Consider the following 15,235-nt stretch of genomic DNA (forward strand, 5'->3'; position numbering starts at 1 on the left):
CCGGGATTCAGGCTCTCTGCTGTGGCAACCAGTCTTCTAACCGGCGAACAGCTTCTTCCATTTCCTCGATTTTGCCCGCATAGGAAAAGCGCATCGTCCGATGGCCGTCCAGCGGATCGAAATCGCGTCCCGGGGTTGCTGCAATGTTGATTTCGGCGATCATCCGGCGGGCAAATTCCATACTGTCGTTGGTGAAACGCGATACATCGCAATAAGCATAGAAGGCCCCATCCATCGGCGCAGCAAGGCTGAGGCCGATACGTGGGAGATGATCCAGCAGGATCAGCCGGTTCTGGCGATAGCGATCCTTCACCCGTTCAAGTTCCGCCGTTGCATGGAAGGCTTCGATGGCGGCGCGCTGCGAAAGCTCCGGTGCGGAGATATAAAGGCTCTGGCTCAGTCGCTCGATGGCGCGCGTATCGCTTTCGGGCAAAACCATCCAGCCGATCCGCCAGCCGGTCATGCAGTAATATTTTGAGAATGAGTTGATGACGGTCACATCGCTGGAAATCTCCAATGCGGTGACATCATCCGTCTCATAGGAAAGCCGGTGATAGATTTCATCCGAGATCACCCGGATACCCAGATCGCGAGCCGTTTCAATGATCGCCTTGAGCTCCGGCTTGTCGATGACAGCGCCGGTAGGATTGGCCGGGCTTGCAAACAGAACGCCCTTCAAAGGTTTCTCGGCATGCGCCGCCGCAAGCGCTTCGGCGGTCAATGACGCCGAGGTTCCATTGCCCGTCGGTATTTCCACGACCTCAAGGCCAAGCGCGGTCAATATATTACGGTAAGCGGGATAGCCGGGGCGTGTAATGGCAACCCGGTCGCCCGGATCGAAATAGACGACAAAGGCCAGATTGAAGGCAGCCGATGAGCCAGTGGTTACGGCAATGCGTTCCGGCGAGACCGAAATCCCGTAGTGATCGGCATAATGCGCAGCAATCGCCTCCCGCAGTTCAATCAGCCCCAGAGCGTCCGTATAGCCGATGCGCCCGTCCTTCAAGGCGCGTTCGGCAGCTTGCCGGACGGCGGCAGGTGCGGGATCGGCTGGCTGGCCTACCGCCATGGAAATGATCGGATGCCCGGCTGCACGACGGCGGTTGGCCTCTGCCAGAACGTCCATGGCGTGAAAGGGCTCAACTGCGCTGCGGCTGGAAAGAGTGACCACCATTACCTCCAAAAAATTGCGAATGTCGCTTTCTGAACCCGCCGTATAATCGCCGGATTGCTAAAGCAACAGCACCTTTCGAGAAAATACGACCAAATAGATTATCCCAACCTCCGCCTATCGGTGATTGAAAGCAAAGGCTATAAGATTCGCGCCGGTTTGAAGAAGGAAGAGCAGCACGATGGGGATGATGACTTCACCTTTCCCAGCCAGAAGATTTTCTTTCCATAAGATGATCAGACGCTCGGTCGCCGTAATGGCCGCGGCGTCCATAGCCGTCACCAGTGCCCTGCCCGCATTCGCGCAGTCGCGCGGGGGTGGCGTTCCCATCGTTCGAGACGCGGAAATCGAGGCCCTTGTTGCCGATTATGCCGCGCCGATCCTCAAGGCGGCCGGACTGGGCGGCCGCGGTATTCGCGTCATCCTGGTCAATTCGCCAAGTTTCAATGCCTTCGTTGATGGACGCCGTATTTTCATCAACACAGGCGCAATCATGCAGGCGGAAACACCCAATGAAATCATCGGTGTGATCGCGCACGAATCGGGCCACTTGGCCGGCGGCCATCAGGAGCGCCTGCGCGAACAATTGAGCCGGGCTCGCAATATGGCGATCATCGGCATGCTGCTTGGCGTTGGCGCGGGTGTGGCCGGTGCCGCAAGCGGTAGCGGCAACGCGGCAGGCGCCGGCGCGGGCATCGCAATGGGTTCGGGCGAAATGGCCATGCGCAGTGTGCTGAACTATCAGCGCACCGAGGAAATGACCGCCGATCGCCTCGCCGTGAACTATCTCAATGCCACCGGGCAATCCACCAAGGGAATGCTCGACACTTTCGAGCGCTTTGCATCGGCCTTGTCGCTTACCGGCACACAGATCGATCAGTACCGCATCAGCCACCCGTTGCCGCGTGAGCGCATTGCCAATCTGGAAGAGCTTGCGAGAAAGAGCCCCTATTTCAACAAGACCGATTCACCGGCTCTGCAGCTGCGCCACGATATGGCGCGCGCGAAGATCGCCGCTTATTCGGGCAATATGGGCGCGCTTCAACGCATGTTCCGCAATAATCCCGGCGGCCTCCCTGCCCGTTATGGCAATGCCATCACGACATTCCTGAACGGCTCCGCCCGCGCCGCACTGCCCAAGTTCGACGCCTTGGTCAAGGAGCAGCCGAAGAGCCCATATTTCCAGGAAATGCGCGGCGAAGTCCTGCTGAAAGCAAACGATGCTTCGGGAGCGGCAAAGGCTTTCCAGAAGGCTGTTTCGCTCGATCCCCGTAAATCGCCGCTGTTGCGCATGAGCTATGGGCGCGCCCTTATGCTCACCGGCGCCAAGGCGAACATGCCGACGGCGATCAAGGAGATCAAGGCCGGCATCGCATCCGATCCGGAGTTTCCGGGCGGCTATGCCTATCTCGCGCAGGCATACGGCCAGCAGGGCGATATGGCGCTCGCAGACCTCGCCACAGCCGACATGAACTATTATTCTGGCAAGCTTCAGCAGGCCCAGATATTCGCCATCCGCGCGCAAAAGCAGATGAAGCCCCGCTCTCCGGAGTGGCTTCGTGCGCAGGACATCATCAATGCCAAGAAAAGCAAGTAAGGCGGCAATTTACGCCTGACGCCGATATTCAAGACAGATTGGAATTTGGAATGAAGAACGCAGTTTCCATAACAGTTGCCAGTGGCATTGCGGGCATTGCCGCCCTTGCATTAGGTTATTACGCGGGAACCGCCCGGCAAGCTCCGGCGCCCGCCCCCGTGGAAACCCCTGCCGCGGCGCCTGTGGCGATGAACCAGCAGGCCATCGAGAATGTCGTGCGCAATTATCTGATCCAGAAACCGGAACTGATGCTGGAAGTGCAAAGTGCTCTTGAAACCAAGCAGGCACGTGCAGCCCAGGAACAGATCAAGCAGGTATTGGCCGCCAATCGCAGCTCCCTTTACGATCCGAAGCATGATGCGGTTTTCGGTAATCCGGACGGCGACGTGACTGTCTACGAGTTCTTCGACTACAATTGCGGTTACTGCAAGCGGGCCCTGCCCGACATGGAAGCGATCCTGAAAACCGACAAGAATGTGCGGTTCGTCATGAAGGAATTCCCCATCCTCGGACCGGATTCCGCCAAGGCGCATGTCGTGGCACAGGCGTTCAGAGCGTTGATGCCGGAAAAATATGCTGAGTTCCACGAAGTACTGTTGGGCGCGCAAGAGCGCGCTACGGAAGATTCCGCCATCGCCGATGCCGTGAAACTGGGAGCCGATGAAACACAGCTGCGCGAAAAGATGAAGGACCCGGCCATTACCGGCGCATTCCAGCAGACCTATCAGCTGGCTCAGCAGTTGAACATCACCGGCACGCCATCCTACATCATCGGCGATGAACTGGTTCCCGGCGCAATCGGCGTGGATGGACTGGTCGAGAGAATCGCCGCTGCGCGCGCCGGCGCGAAAAAGTAGGCAGCGGGCTCGCGGCTTGACGGATCACATTTGTGAAACAGTTTAAGCTGCGGCATTCGACAGCTGTATCAGATGAAGAGAATTGCCGTGTTGCCTGCCTTATTTTGCAAAGAATAGCGGGAAAAACCGGTTCGGCAAAACATCTGCAATGATTTAGAGGGTTTCGGCTTGCGTCCAAGCCCTCTATATGGAATGCGAAGTATACCGAAATTTCGTGGTAGTGCGTTATCAGTCGCGGACGGATATGGCAAAAACGGTTTTTGTTTTGAACGGCCCCAATCTCAACCTTCTCGGCAAACGAGAACCGGGGATATACGGTATTGCAACGCTTGAGGATATCGAAGCGAGTTGCAAGCGTGAGGCTGAACAACTCGGACTTGATGTCGATTTCCGTCAGTCCAATTACGAAGGCGATCTGGTGACCTGGATTCAGGAAGCGGGCGATAAAGACGCCTATGTCCTCATCAATCCGGCCGCCTATAGCCACACTTCGGTTGCTATTCACGATGCGATCCGCTCGGCCAAGGTAAAGGCTGTGGAAGTGCATCTTTCGAACATACATGCGCGTGAGGCTTTCCGGCATCACTCCTATGTATCCGCAGTCGCCAAAGGCGTTATTTGCGGCTTTGGCGCGGAAGGATACCTGCTCGGTCTGCGCGCGCTTGCGGCAATTGCCAAAGAAGAAGAAAACAACGGGCAAAGCGTTAAAGGGGCCTGATATGTCCAGCAAAAACTCCGTCATCGACAAGGAAACGATCCGCGACCTGGCGGATATCCTCAATGAAACCGACCTGACCGACATCGAAGTCGAGCACGGCGACCTGCGTATCCGCGTTTCACGCAAGGTTACGGTTCAGGCCGCAGCGACTGTTATGCCTGCCGCAGCACCTGTTGCAGCCGCTCCTGCGCCGGTTGCAGCCGCCGCCGAACCGACAAAGGCTGATCTGTCGAAGAACGCCGTTCCGTCACCGATGGTTGGCACCGCTTATCTCGCTCCGGCTCCGGGCGCCCGCAACTTCATCGAGGTTGGCGCGCAGGTGAAGGAAGGCCAGACGCTCCTCATCATCGAAGCCATGAAGACGATGAACCAGATTCCGGCCCCGCGCGCCGGCACTGTGAAGGCCATCCTCATCGAAGACGCTCAGCCGGTTGAATTCGGTGAGCCGCTCGTCGTAATCGAATAAGATAGCAGATTACGGCTTATTCAATGAACGGGCAGCAAAGCGCAATGTTTCAAAAGATACTCATAGCCAATCGTGGTGAAATCGCTCTTCGCGTGCTCAGGGCTTGCAAGGAACTGGGCATCAAGACCGTCGCCGTCCACTCCACGGCCGACGCCGACGCGATGCATGTGCGCCTGGCAGACGAAAGTGTGTGCATCGGCCCGCCGCCATCGCGCGACAGCTATCTGAACATCCATCAGATTGTTGCTGCCTGCGAGATCACCGGCGCCGACGCAATCCATCCGGGTTACGGCTTCCTGTCGGAGAACGCCAAGTTTGCGGAAATCCTCGAAGCACACGGCATCACCTTCATCGGCCCCACCGCTTCGCATATCCGTATCATGGGCGACAAGATCGAAGCCAAGCGCACTGCAAAGCGCCTCGGCATTCCGGTTGTTCCGGGTTCCGATGGCGGTGTGACGGACGACGTGGAAGCTGCCCGCATCGCCAAGGAAATCGGCTATCCGGTCATCATCAAGGCTTCGGCCGGTGGTGGCGGACGCGGCATGAAGGTTGCCCGCAGCGAGGAAGATCTTTCCATCGCTCTTGCAACCGCCCGCTCCGAAGCCGGCGCAGCCTTCGGCGATGACGCAGTTTACATCGAGAAATATCTCGAAAAGCCGCGTCACATCGAAGTCCAGGTCATGGGTGACGGGGCTGGCAATGCCATCCATCTGGGCGAACGCGACTGCTCGCTGCAGCGCCGCCACCAAAAGGTATGGGAAGAAGCCAACTCACCGGCGCTCAATGCCGAGGCACGCGACAAGATCGGCATGGTCTGCGCCAATGCCTGTGCGGAACTGGGCTATCGCGGTGCGGGAACAATCGAGTTCCTCTATGAAGACGGCGAATTCTATTTCATTGAAATGAACACGCGTCTGCAGGTGGAGCACCCGATCACGGAAGCCATCACCGGCATCGATCTTGTTCACGAACAGATTCGCGTTGCTGCCGGTCTCGGCCTGTCGGTAAAGCAGAAGGATATCCGCTTCTCCGGCCATGCAATCGAGTGCCGTATCAACGCGGAAGATCCGCTGACATTTGCGCCCTCGCCGGGCCTGATCACCCATTATCACACGCCGGGCGGCCTTGGCATCCGCGTGGATTCGGGCGTCTATTCCGGCTATCGCATTCCGCCATATTACGACAGCCTTATCGGCAAGCTCATCGTGCATGGTCGCAACCGCGTTGAATGCATGATGCGCCTGCGTCGTGCGCTGGACGAGTTCGTGGTGGATGGCGTGAAAACCACCCTGCCTCTCTTCCAGGACCTGATTGCCAATCAGGATATTGCCAACGGCGACTACGACATTCATTGGCTGGAAAAATATCTGGCCAAGAAAACCAAGAGCGAAAGCGCCTGACGAAGGTGACCGCAGGAGTGTCCCCGGACGACTATTCAATCGAACCGGAGCTGCTCCTGCGAGCCTACGCCACGGGAATATTTCCCATGGCCGAAGAAGCCGACGATCCGGAAGTCTTCTGGGTTCGTCCCGAGCGGCGCGGCGTGATCCCCCTCGATGGCTTCCATATTCCCAAAAGCCTCCAGAAAACGATCCGACAGGGCATTTTCGATATAAAGCTCGATAGCGATTTCGATGGCGTGATCGAAGGTTGTGCCAGCGGCACCGGCGAGCGCGCGCGCACGTGGATCAATGGTCCAATTCGCGAAGCCTACAGAAAACTGTTCGAAATCGGGCATTGCCACACGGTCGAAGCGTGGCATGACGGCAAGCTTGTCGGCGGACTTTACGGCGTCACGCTCGGGCGCGCCTTTTTTGGCGAGAGCATGTTTACGCGCAAGCGGGATGCGTCCAAGGTCTGCCTGGCCTATCTGGTCCAGCATCTGGTCAGCCGAGGCTTCGTTCTTCTCGACACACAGTTCACCACGCCGCATCTTGAGAGATTCGGCGCCGTGGAAGTTCCACGGAAGAAATACGAGAAACTGCTGGAAACAGCGCTCGACGGAACCGCGCGTTTCTAGAGCACACCGCCTACGGCTTGCAGAGAATGATGCGCAACAAAAGGCTGGTTTATTTGCGCTGATCCGGCGGAGGCACTTCCGACTTCTGCTTGCAGTCCTTCAGCCAGACGTCATAGATTGGGTGCTCGACAGCATTGAGGCCGGGGCTATCGGCAAACATCCAGCCGGTAAAGATACGGCGTATTTTCCGATCCAGCGTAATCTCATCGACCTGAACGAAGCCGTCCGTGCGTGGCGCTTCATTCTCCGTACGCGAATAACAGACTTTCGGCGTCACCTGGAGCGCGCCGAACTGAACGGTCTCATTGATGTACACATCAAAGGTTGTGATGCGGCCTGTGATTTTGTCGAGACCCGAGAACTCCGCAACCGGATTGGTAATGCGTTCGGCCATCGCTGCCTGAAAGCAGCTGGCAGTCGCCATGAACGAGATCAGGGCAAGCTGAACAGCCCTTTTGATCGAGTTTTTTCCGTTGCCGGGAGATTGCTTCGTCAAAACGGAGATCCGCATCCAAAGGGTTAAATTAAGCTGGAACAATTCCTAAGCATGAATTGTGACGATTCGTTGCCCTGTCGCAAGCCGCAATGCAGCCCCGGGGCGTGAAGCAAACCATCTATCCTCAGGCCTTTTCGCGATGGCGTCAAAAGGCGGACATAAGAAATCCGGCGCGGATTAACGCGCCGGACAAGAACCGAAACAGATTATCAGTTGCCCGGCGTCCAGGCATCGTACTCGCCGGTCACACGCGGACGTTCCGCAGGCTCCGCACCCGGACGGGCAATGGCGCCCTTCGGGCGATAAGCCAGCGGAGAACCGGTGAGGTTCTGCAGATGCGGCTTCTGCCATTCGCGCGGACGATAGTCTTCCTTGGACGGCGGCGTATCGACCCGATGATGCATCCAGCCGTGCCAGCCGGGAGGAATAGCGCTTGCTTCCGCATAGCCATTGAAGATTACCCAGCGGCGCGTGCGGCCTTCGGAATCCTTGCCGCCCTGATAATAGATATTGCCGAACTCGTCCTCACCGACGCGCTCGCCCTTGCGCCACGTATGAAACCGCGTGCCGAGCGTCTGACCGTTCCACCAGGTGAAAACTTGCGTAAAAAATTTCTTCATGACCTATTCCAGATCCATCATTGCCACGGGTGATCGGAACCACCGGGTTTTCTTGCTTATGGCCCTATCGCCCGGCCATGGCAAGGGTCAAGTTGCCGCTGTCACAAGAGTATGAAGAGCCAAAGCGCTGCGCGCTTCAGGCTTTTATATTTCCGCATGTCCTGATCCCCAAAACGGTTCCCGCTTTGGAGAGACATGCTTTACATGTTCCAGCCTTCGAGTGACTTTTCCATCACCAGCACAGGTTCCTTGCAATTGGGATCGCCCCAATCCTCATTACGGCCGACCTTGCTGTAGCCCTTGCGCTCATAGAAATTCACCGCTTTGGTGTTTCTCTCGATCACTTCGAGCTTCATCGTCCGGACACCGGGAAAAGCCATCTCGATTTCAGCGAGAAGCATCGTCCCGATACCCTGAACCTGTACATCGGGGCGAACATAAAGCTGATGCAGCGAAGCCTTGCCTTCTTCCGACTGACTGGCAAAAGCCATTCCGTCGATGCCGCCATTGCCATTATCGGCAACAATGAACTCCGAGTAAGGCTTCTTGAGATTGGCCTTCAGCACGGCGATGCTGTGCCACTGGGCGGTAACGGCATTCACCATTTCCCGCCCGAGAAGATCATCGAAGGTCGCGTGCCAAGTCGATACGAGCAGCTCGTTTACTGCCTTGAGATCGGCTTCTGTCGCGCTCCTGACCCACATTACTCTTCGATCCCGAGCTTGGCCTTGACCAGTTCATTGACTGATTGCGGGTTGGCCTTGCCACCCGTTGCCTTCATGACCTGACCGACGAACCAGCCAGCCAGTGTTGGCTTGGCTTTCGCCTGCTCGACCTTTTCCGGGTTGGCGGCGATAACATCGTCCACGGCCTTTTCGATGGCGCCGGTATCCGTGACCTGCTTCATGCCGCGTTCTTCAACGAGCTTCTTCGGGTCTCCGCCTTCATTCCAGACGATCTCGAAAAGGTCCTTCGCGATCTTGCCGGAGATCGTGCCTTCCTTGATGAGATCGATGATCGCGCCGAGCTGATCAGGAGTAATCGGCGATTCCTCGATGTCGTTGCCCGCCCGGTTCAGCGCGCCAAGAAGATCGTTGATGACCCAGTTTGCAGCAGCCTTCCCGTCGCGACCCGCAGCAACTGCCTCATAGTAGTCAGCAATCGCCTTCTCAGTCACTAGGATGGAGGCATCGTAAACGGAAATGCCCTGCGTTTCCACGAGGCGCTGCTTCTTGACGTCCGGCAATTCCGGCAGTTCTGCGGCCAACGCGTCAACGAAGGCCTGATCGAACTCGAGCGGCAGCAGATCGGGATCGGGGAAATAACGGTAATCATGCGCTTCTTCCTTGGAGCGCATCGAACGTGTTTCACCCTTAACCGGATCGAACAGGCGTGTTTCCTGATCGATGGAACCGCCATCCTCAAGAATCGCTATCTGGCGGCGTGCTTCATATTCGATGGCCTGGCCGACGAAACGGATCGAGTTGACGTTCTTGATTTCGCAGCGCGTGCCGAATTCGCCACCGGGACGACGAACGGAAACGTTCACGTCGGCGCGCATCGAGCCTTCGTCCATATTGCCGTCGCAGGTGCCAAGATAACGGACAATCGTGCGCAGCTTGGTGAGATAGGCGCGCGCTTCATCCGACGAGCGCAGGTCCGGTTTCGACACGATTTCCATCAGCGCCACGCCTGAACGGTTCAAGTCGACATAGGACATGGTCGGATGCTGATCGTGCATGGACTTGCCCGCATCCTGCTCCAGATGCAGGCGCTCGATGCCGATTTCCACGTCTTCGAACTGGCCCTTATTGTCCGGGCCGACCGAAATCATGATCTTGCCCTCGCCGACGATCGGCTGCTTGAACTGCGAAATCTGATAACCCTGCGGCAAATCCGGATAGAAATAGTTCTTGCGATCGAAAACCGACTTCAGATTGATCTGGGCATTGAGCCCGATGCCCGTGCGAACCGCCTGCTTGACGCATTCCAGATTGATGACCGGCAACATGCCCGGCATGGCCGCATCAACCAGAGAAACATTGGAATTAGGCTCCGCACCAAACGAAGTGGAGGCGCCGGAAAAAAGCTTGGATTCTGACGTGACCTGCGCATGGACTTCCATGCCGATGACGACTTCCCAGTCGCCCGTGGCGCCGGAAATGAAGCGTTTCGGTTCCGGCGTGCGCGTATCAATAAGGGTCATAGTAACTCGTCTATCTCTTCCTGTGCGACGCAATGCGCAGCAAAAATTCTATCTGACTTTGGCTAAAACAAACGGCGAAGACTGGCAAGCCTTCTCTGCCCTTCAGCGTGATTTGCTCAAGCTTTCGTATGCAGCTTCGCAGCCGGGACTTCGCTAAAACCTAGACGCCTGTAAATTCTTTCGGCGCCAGAAGGGTTATTCCGCTCCACTTTCAAACTAACCTTTGTCTGACCGCGGTGGAATAAAAGGCGAAGCACATGAACCAAAAGCGCTTCCCCCAAACCTTCCCGCCGCCTGCCTGGATCCACAACCAGATCCTTAATGAAAGCACTATTCCAGCACTGCACAAATGCGACAGACCGATGGGCCTGATCGAGAACCAGAACGGCCAGCTCGGGATCGTACTCATTATCGGTTATCAGCCCATTGTACCAGTTGTCGAAACCGGCAACCGAACCGCCACCACCGGCATAGGCACGAACCAGCAAATCATGGGTGGCGCGTGCATATTCGTGAGAGAACGCGGCTATGCTGACATCGGCTGGCCATGCAGGTTGGCATGGCTCTTCGTGCATCGTCAGTTCCAGATGGAGATATGGCAGCCCCATTCATGTCACACCCTCGACTGCGAATTGCACTTGAAATGAAAAGGCCGCGCAGTGCGCGGCCTTTCATATAGATCAAACCAGAAAGAATTAAGCCTCTTCGGACTTGTCTTCGTCGGCCTTCTTCTTGGGAGCAGCCTTCTTCTTCGCCGCAGCCTTCTTGGCAGGCTTTGCTTCCGAAGCTGCATCTTCGTCTTCAGCCGTCAGCTCTTCCTTCGAAACCTTCTTGTCGGTCACGCTGATGTTAGCGAGCAGATGGTCGACGACCTTTTCTTCGAAGATCGGGGCGCGCAGGTTGGCAACGGCATCCGGCGTCTTGCGCAGGAATTCGTAGATTTCCTTTTCCTGGCCCGGATAGCGACGAACCTGGTCGTAAACAGCGCGCTGCAGTTCTTCTTCCGTGACTTCCACGCCTGCCTTCTCGCCGATTTCGGAGAGAACGAGGCCAAGACGAACGCGACGTTCAGCGAGCTTGCGATATTCTTCGCGAGCAGCTTCTTCGGTGGTTTCTTCGTCTTCGAACGTGCGGCCAGCCTGCTGCAGGTCGAAATTGATCTGCTGCCAGATGTTGTTGAACTCAGCGTCAACAAGCTTCTGCGGCGTTTCGAACTGGTAGTCGCCATCCAGTGCGTCGAGGATCTGTCGCTTTACCTTCTGGCGGGTGATCTGGCCGTACTGGCTTTCGATCTGTTCGCGAACGACCTGACGCAGACGCTCAAGCGATTCGATGCCGAGCTTCTTTGCGGTTTCGTCATCAAGAACGAGTTCGTTCGGCTTGGCAACTTCCTTGACCTTGATGTCAAAGGTAGCTTCCTTGCCGGCCAGGTGAGCGGCGCCGTATTCAGCCGGGAACGTAACGTTGATGACCTTCTCGTCGCCAGCCTTGAGGCCAACGAGCTGCTCTTCGAAGCCCGGAATGAACTGGCCGGAACCGAGAACAAGCTGCGCGTCGTTGTCGGCGCCGCCTTCGAACGGCTCGCCGTCGAGCTTGCCCAGGTAATCGATGGTAACGCGATCTTCGTTTTCTGCCTTGCCCTTCTTGGTTTCGAAGGTGCGGGTCGAAGAAGCGATGCGCTTGACCTGCTCGTCGACTTCCTCATCGGAAATATCGACGACTTCACGGGTAACGGCGATCTTGGAGAAGTCCTTGACTTCGATCGCCGGCAGAACTTCGTAGTTCAGCGAGAAAACGAAATCGGCCTTGCCGTCGAGAACCTTTTCGGCCTCTTTTTCGTCTTCAGACATGATGACTTCAGGCTGGGTGGCCGACTTTTCGTTACGGTCAGCGAGAATCGAGCGCGACGAATCGTTGAGGATTTCGTTGACGATCTCGGCCATGAAGGACTTGCCGTACATCTTGCGCAGATGACCTGCAGGAACCTTGCCCGGACGGAAGCCGTTGATCTTGGCGCGACCGCGCGCAGTTTCGAGCCGCTCCGAGAGCTTGGCTTCGAGGTCCTTGGCCGGAACCACGACTTTGATCTCGCGCTTCAGCCCTTCATTGAGCGTTTCGGTAACCTGCATGTTCAAACCTTCACTTCTTGTCATTGTCCCGCCGTCACCGGCTTTCTTGCCTTGTCGCGGGAGAGAAATTCTTTTGCCTTATGGCAGTTGGTGCGGATGGAGAGCAGCCGCACCAAACCCCACCCATTGATTTTCTTGCACAATATCCACCAGAAAGGCGGTTATGTGTCCCAGTTTGTGTCACAGTGCGTATCGCAAAATTGCGGCGCAAAATCACACGTTGGCGCTCCTACTACAATCAGCGTCTGAAAAAGACAAGAACGTAATGGAACTGGGCCCTTCCAACGAAGCGAATTTATAACCAATTGGCATGGCGAGAATGAGGTACTATCGTATCTCTAGTGGTTGCCATCAGGGGGGAGGGTTTAACAATGGTCAGCTTTACTCTGGACACAAATTGCCTCATCGATCTTGATGAAGAAGGACGATTAAATAAGGCGCACGTCAGAGATCTCGTAGAACTAGCCCGATCCGGAGGTATCGAAGTTAGTATTTTGGCGTCGAGCGCGTCAGAAAAGCAGATCGATGGGACCCACCTAGACACAATCAACGCCTTCAAAGACAGACTGACCAAGTTAGAACTCGACCACTTAGACTTATTGCCGCCGATTGCTCGGATGAATTTAAGTTTCTACGGCTTCGCTATCTATCCAAGCGAGGAACAAATGAAACGTGAACAAAAAATCTTCGAAACACTGTTTCCTGAGTGTCCTTTTGAATGGCTAGAATTTGCCGATTCCAACGAAATAGATCCGGATGACCTCGCTTCAGGAAAAGCTTGGAAATGGAGAAATCGCATGTGCGATGCTCAAGCATACTGGGCGCACGAATACAAAGGGAACAATCATTTTGTAACTAGCGATGCAAATTTCCGAAAGAAGCTAACTGCCGAGGCGGGCTTTCCAGACGCATCGATACTCACCCCAAGTGAGGCGGCGAACATGGCTTCGGAATGACGAGCCTTTTACAGTGCATACACTCAGGGACACGAGAGGCTGGAATGAGACTGGCAACGCTTCAAAATGCGTCAATAGCAGAATACTTCCAAGTCATCGAAAGCCAACCGCAAGGGCTTACACATTTATTCAGGGGGCAAAGAGATAGCAGATGGGGTCTGATTCCATCGTTATATCGTTTACGCAATCTTTGCTGCCAAACAGGAAAGCTCGAAGAAGACTACGATATTCATGAGGATCAAAGCATCGCCTTATTCTTCCGTGAAGGCTTACCATACCTCCCACAGATCGCTCGCAACTCCACCAATGACCGAGTGATTGCCCAGCATTTCGGTGTCCCCACCCGCCTTCTGGACTGGTCGCGTGATCCGCTTGTTGCGTTATATTTCGCAGTCGAAGAGGCAAGTGCTGGCGTTGATGCTGCCGTCTTTATGATCGCACCCAATATTGAGGGCCCGCGTGAAATTAGAAGCGTTGCCGGAGAACGACCGGTCATTGCCATTACGCCCCCGGCGATAGACAGGCGCATTCCAGCTCAAAAGTCGGTATTCACCTTTCACCCCTACGGAGAAAGTAACGAACCATTTGTTCCGCTAGACAAGCGGGACGACATCGGGAGGGAGTTTCACACTGGCAGCACCACGAAACGTGGCTTCGCAAAGATTGTAATTCCGGCTGCACTTACTGAACGGCTACGAAACAAGCTTTTTAAGATGGGTATTGATCGTCGCAATCTATTTCCGGGACTAGACGGCGTCGGGAGGGACGTTGGCGCGAGATCAGCTCTGGGTTTGTTCTAAAAGCGCCGCAATCGGGAGTCCCGGAGGTTCTACGGATTTCGGGTCTTTTCAATGGCTTGCAGAAAAGTGGGGCAAAAAAGCATGCTTTAAAAACGTTATGTTTTTTCATGCGCCTGCCCCACCTTCCTGATAGCCAGCGGGAAGGAATGCAGCACTAGGCAGTCAATTAATTAAGAGCAGATTTCAGCAAATCGCTGAATTGGTCTTTATTTAACCATATCATGCGCTACTATTTGTATTGACAATCCCTTTAGCCTGAGATTGAAAGTCAGACATCGGGGGTATTTGAAATGGCTAACATCACTTGGAACAAGCTCATTGCAGCATCCGCCTTGGTCAAGGCCGGAATAGCTGGGGCCGGTTTGGCATTAGCAGTGCTGGGCATGTTCGACGTAGCCGCCGCTATCGTTGTGAAGGACTGGGTTGAGCAGCAGAAGGCACTTCTGTCTATCGACATCGCAGCATCGCTCGGCGCGCTGATAGGCATCGTATGGAAGGCGTTTAATATGATTGTCTCGTAAGAGGCAGTCAGGATGGATACGCTTAAGTTTCTTTTTCAGTGCGCCTTCAACCCCAGCGACGCGATGTCGATTAAAATATTCTATTTTATTTGGATCGGCGGATATTGCCTTATTCACATAGCATGGGATGCGTTCTGCAAAACAACACCAAAGTTTGAAATTGGCAATATGCAGAAATATGCTCCGAGCATCTACAATGCCACGACGCTGACAAGTAGCGTTTTGGTTTTGATCGCCATTTTCAACGACCATGTGCGCAACTATAACAACGATATCGTCGTGCATTATATTCTAGCGGGCCTCCCTGGCATCATGGTTTCGGTGGGGCAACTCAAACCAAAAGCCGGTTGACCAGACTTCTGTCACCGCACCAGCAAAAAACCGCCGCGTCGGTGACGAGCAGGCTCCTATCTCTTTATTGTGGTGAGAAATCGAACCTCCTTCGCTCACGATCTTCTCGCGCCCGCCCCACCTCAAGCTCCTCCAATCTGATTTCATTGAATCTATATCGTCCGCGGAATACGCGAATAAAAATGGTGTCTCTATTTTTCGATGATGCTTTCGAATGCCTTGTGAGAAACAATGCAACTCGATCCTTCGGAACGCCCGGTAAATGCCGCACGATACATTGCGAGCTAAACGGCTCCCGCACCCGTTTTTCAATGACAACGATCT

19 protein-coding genes are annotated in these 15,235 nt (G+C 55.3%); 11 read left to right on the forward strand and 8 right to left on the reverse strand.

Annotated elements, in window-relative coordinates:
- Window positions 1-7: 7 nt before the first annotated feature.
- Window positions 8-1,171, reverse strand: coding sequence for a pyridoxal phosphate-dependent aminotransferase (locus tag ABWW28_RS05085; protein WP_031345985.1), 1,164 nt, complete (start codon window positions 1,169-1,171; stop codon window positions 8-10).
- A gap of 117 nt (window positions 1,172-1,288) precedes the next feature.
- Window positions 1,289-1,444 carry a hypothetical protein gene (locus ABWW28_RS05090; protein WP_244637662.1) on the reverse strand — a complete coding sequence of 52 codons (156 nt, stop codon included), beginning with the start codon at window positions 1,442-1,444 and terminating at the stop codon, window positions 1,289-1,291.
- Between ABWW28_RS05090 and ABWW28_RS05095 the strand changes: the two genes are divergently transcribed.
- From ABWW28_RS05095 to aat, 6 genes are all read left to right on the forward strand, one after another.
- Window positions 1,404-2,768: a M48 family metalloprotease gene (locus ABWW28_RS05095; RefSeq protein ID WP_244637652.1), complete on the forward strand. Its 1,365-nt coding sequence runs from the start codon at window positions 1,404-1,406 to the stop codon at window positions 2,766-2,768. The genes ABWW28_RS05090 and ABWW28_RS05095 overlap by 41 nt on opposite strands.
- Before the next feature lie 50 nt (window positions 2,769-2,818).
- Window positions 2,819-3,625 carry a DsbA family protein gene (locus ABWW28_RS05100; RefSeq protein WP_075041675.1) on the forward strand — a complete coding sequence of 269 codons (807 nt, stop codon included), beginning with the start codon at window positions 2,819-2,821 and terminating at the stop codon, window positions 3,623-3,625.
- Window positions 3,626-3,869: 244 nt separating this feature from the next.
- Complete coding sequence (aroQ, locus tag ABWW28_RS05105) at window positions 3,870-4,343, forward strand: type II 3-dehydroquinate dehydratase (RefSeq protein WP_021585075.1); 474 nt, start codon at window positions 3,870-3,872, stop codon at window positions 4,341-4,343.
- Window position 4,344: 1 nt separating this feature from the next.
- Window positions 4,345-4,809, forward strand: coding sequence for an acetyl-CoA carboxylase biotin carboxyl carrier protein (gene accB / locus ABWW28_RS05110; protein WP_006466687.1), 465 nt, complete (start codon window positions 4,345-4,347; stop codon window positions 4,807-4,809).
- 44 nt (window positions 4,810-4,853) lie between these two features.
- On the forward strand, window positions 4,854-6,212 hold the full coding sequence (accC, locus tag ABWW28_RS05115) for an acetyl-CoA carboxylase biotin carboxylase subunit (protein WP_006472125.1): 1,359 nt from the start codon (window positions 4,854-4,856) through the stop codon (window positions 6,210-6,212).
- Between the two features lie 50 nt (window positions 6,213-6,262).
- Complete coding sequence (gene aat / locus ABWW28_RS05120) at window positions 6,263-6,832, forward strand: leucyl/phenylalanyl-tRNA--protein transferase (protein ID WP_031345981.1); 570 nt, start codon at window positions 6,263-6,265, stop codon at window positions 6,830-6,832.
- A 49-nt stretch (window positions 6,833-6,881) separates the two neighbouring features.
- Here the strand turns inward: aat and ABWW28_RS05125 are convergent, their stop codons facing one another.
- The 5 genes from ABWW28_RS05125 to ABWW28_RS05145 form a co-directional block, all read right to left on the reverse strand.
- Window positions 6,882-7,343 (reverse strand): DUF2155 domain-containing protein, encoded by a 462-nt coding sequence (locus ABWW28_RS05125; protein ID WP_021585073.1) that lies wholly within the window; start codon window positions 7,341-7,343, stop codon window positions 6,882-6,884.
- Window positions 7,344-7,537: 194 nt separating this feature from the next.
- Window positions 7,538-7,948, reverse strand: coding sequence for an NADH:ubiquinone oxidoreductase subunit NDUFA12 (locus ABWW28_RS05130; RefSeq protein ID WP_021585072.1), 411 nt, complete (start codon window positions 7,946-7,948; stop codon window positions 7,538-7,540).
- A 200-nt stretch (window positions 7,949-8,148) separates the two neighbouring features.
- Window positions 8,149-8,652, reverse strand: a complete 504-nt coding sequence (locus ABWW28_RS05135) for a GNAT family N-acetyltransferase (RefSeq protein ID WP_021585070.1) — start codon at window positions 8,650-8,652, stop codon at window positions 8,149-8,151.
- Window positions 8,652-10,154: an Asp-tRNA(Asn)/Glu-tRNA(Gln) amidotransferase subunit GatB gene (gene gatB / locus ABWW28_RS05140; protein WP_021585069.1), complete on the reverse strand. Its 1,503-nt coding sequence runs from the start codon at window positions 10,152-10,154 to the stop codon at window positions 8,652-8,654. Before gatB ends, ABWW28_RS05135 begins: the two co-directional genes overlap by 1 nt.
- Window positions 10,155-10,270: 116 nt before the next feature.
- The gene (locus ABWW28_RS05145; RefSeq protein ID WP_244637656.1) at window positions 10,271-10,501 is read right to left on the reverse strand and encodes a GNAT family N-acetyltransferase; all 231 of its coding nucleotides are present in this window, start codon (window positions 10,499-10,501) and stop codon (window positions 10,271-10,273) included.
- Here ABWW28_RS05145 and ABWW28_RS05150 point away from each other — a divergent pair.
- Window positions 10,412-10,801 (forward strand): hypothetical protein, encoded by a 390-nt coding sequence (locus tag ABWW28_RS05150; RefSeq protein WP_021585068.1) that lies wholly within the window; start codon window positions 10,412-10,414, stop codon window positions 10,799-10,801. The genes ABWW28_RS05145 and ABWW28_RS05150 overlap by 90 nt on opposite strands.
- 48 nt (window positions 10,802-10,849) lie before the next feature.
- On the opposite strand, the gene tig is transcribed toward ABWW28_RS05150, so the two are convergent.
- On the reverse strand, window positions 10,850-12,283 hold the full coding sequence (gene tig / locus ABWW28_RS05155; RefSeq protein WP_021585067.1) for a trigger factor: 1,434 nt from the start codon (window positions 12,281-12,283) through the stop codon (window positions 10,850-10,852).
- A gap of 371 nt (window positions 12,284-12,654) precedes the next feature.
- Between tig and ABWW28_RS05160 the strand changes: the two genes are divergently transcribed.
- The 4 genes from ABWW28_RS05160 to ABWW28_RS05175 all read left to right on the forward strand — a co-directional run bounded on the left by ABWW28_RS05160 (window position 12,655) and on the right by ABWW28_RS05175 (window position 14,911).
- A complete protein-coding gene (locus ABWW28_RS05160; protein ID WP_353390412.1) occupies window positions 12,655-13,239 on the forward strand; it encodes a hypothetical protein in 585 nt (194 codons plus the stop codon).
- 44 nt (window positions 13,240-13,283) lie between these two features.
- A complete protein-coding gene (locus ABWW28_RS05165) occupies window positions 13,284-14,039 on the forward strand; it encodes an FRG domain-containing protein (RefSeq protein WP_353390414.1) in 756 nt (251 codons plus the stop codon).
- Window positions 14,040-14,329: 290 nt separating this feature from the next.
- Window positions 14,330-14,560: a hypothetical protein gene (locus tag ABWW28_RS05170; RefSeq protein ID WP_279676157.1), complete on the forward strand. Its 231-nt coding sequence runs from the start codon at window positions 14,330-14,332 to the stop codon at window positions 14,558-14,560.
- 12 nt (window positions 14,561-14,572) lie between these two features.
- Entirely contained in the window at window positions 14,573-14,911 is a 339-nt protein-coding gene (locus ABWW28_RS05175) for a hypothetical protein (protein ID WP_279676158.1), read from the forward strand.
- The last annotated feature ends 324 nt before the right edge of the window (window positions 14,912-15,235 follow it).

It is taken from the genome of Brucella sp. NBRC 14130, assembly GCF_040371715.1.
In the GTDB taxonomy this organism is placed as follows: Bacteria; Pseudomonadota; Alphaproteobacteria; order Rhizobiales; family Rhizobiaceae; genus Brucella; species Brucella intermedia.

Excerpts from the sequence above, each read along its gene's own strand:
- ABWW28_RS05135 (WP_021585070.1), bottom strand. The coding sequence starts at position 8,652 with ATGTGGGTCAGGAGCGCGACAGAAGCCGATCTCAAGGCAGTAAACGAG.
- ABWW28_RS05170 (WP_279676157.1), top strand. The coding sequence starts at position 14,330 with ATGGCTAACATCACTTGGAACAAGCTCATTGCAGCATCCGCCTTGGTC.
- aroQ (WP_021585075.1), top strand. The coding sequence starts at position 3,870 with ATGGCAAAAACGGTTTTTGTTTTGAACGGCCCCAATCTCAACCTTCTC.
- ABWW28_RS05160 (WP_353390412.1), top strand. The coding sequence starts at position 12,655 with ATGGTCAGCTTTACTCTGGACACAAATTGCCTCATCGATCTTGATGAA.
- ABWW28_RS05100 (WP_075041675.1), top strand. The coding sequence starts at position 2,819 with ATGAAGAACGCAGTTTCCATAACAGTTGCCAGTGGCATTGCGGGCATT.
- accC (WP_006472125.1), top strand. The coding sequence starts at position 4,854 with ATGTTTCAAAAGATACTCATAGCCAATCGTGGTGAAATCGCTCTTCGC.
- ABWW28_RS05095 (WP_244637652.1), top strand. The coding sequence starts at position 1,404 with ATGATCAGACGCTCGGTCGCCGTAATGGCCGCGGCGTCCATAGCCGTC.
- ABWW28_RS05175 (WP_279676158.1), top strand. The coding sequence starts at position 14,573 with ATGGATACGCTTAAGTTTCTTTTTCAGTGCGCCTTCAACCCCAGCGAC.
- ABWW28_RS05150 (WP_021585068.1), top strand. The coding sequence starts at position 10,412 with ATGAACCAAAAGCGCTTCCCCCAAACCTTCCCGCCGCCTGCCTGGATC.
- gatB (WP_021585069.1), bottom strand. The coding sequence starts at position 10,154 with ATGACCCTTATTGATACGCGCACGCCGGAACCGAAACGCTTCATTTCC.
- accB (WP_006466687.1), top strand. The coding sequence starts at position 4,345 with ATGTCCAGCAAAAACTCCGTCATCGACAAGGAAACGATCCGCGACCTG.
- ABWW28_RS05090 (WP_244637662.1), bottom strand. The coding sequence starts at position 1,444 with ATGGACGCCGCGGCCATTACGGCGACCGAGCGTCTGATCATCTTATGG.
- ABWW28_RS05125 (WP_021585073.1), bottom strand. The coding sequence starts at position 7,343 with ATGCGGATCTCCGTTTTGACGAAGCAATCTCCCGGCAACGGAAAAAAC.
- ABWW28_RS05165 (WP_353390414.1), top strand. The coding sequence starts at position 13,284 with ATGAGACTGGCAACGCTTCAAAATGCGTCAATAGCAGAATACTTCCAA.
- ABWW28_RS05130 (WP_021585072.1), bottom strand. The coding sequence starts at position 7,948 with ATGAAGAAATTTTTTACGCAAGTTTTCACCTGGTGGAACGGTCAGACG.
- tig (WP_021585067.1), bottom strand. The coding sequence starts at position 12,283 with ATGCAGGTTACCGAAACGCTCAATGAAGGGCTGAAGCGCGAGATCAAA.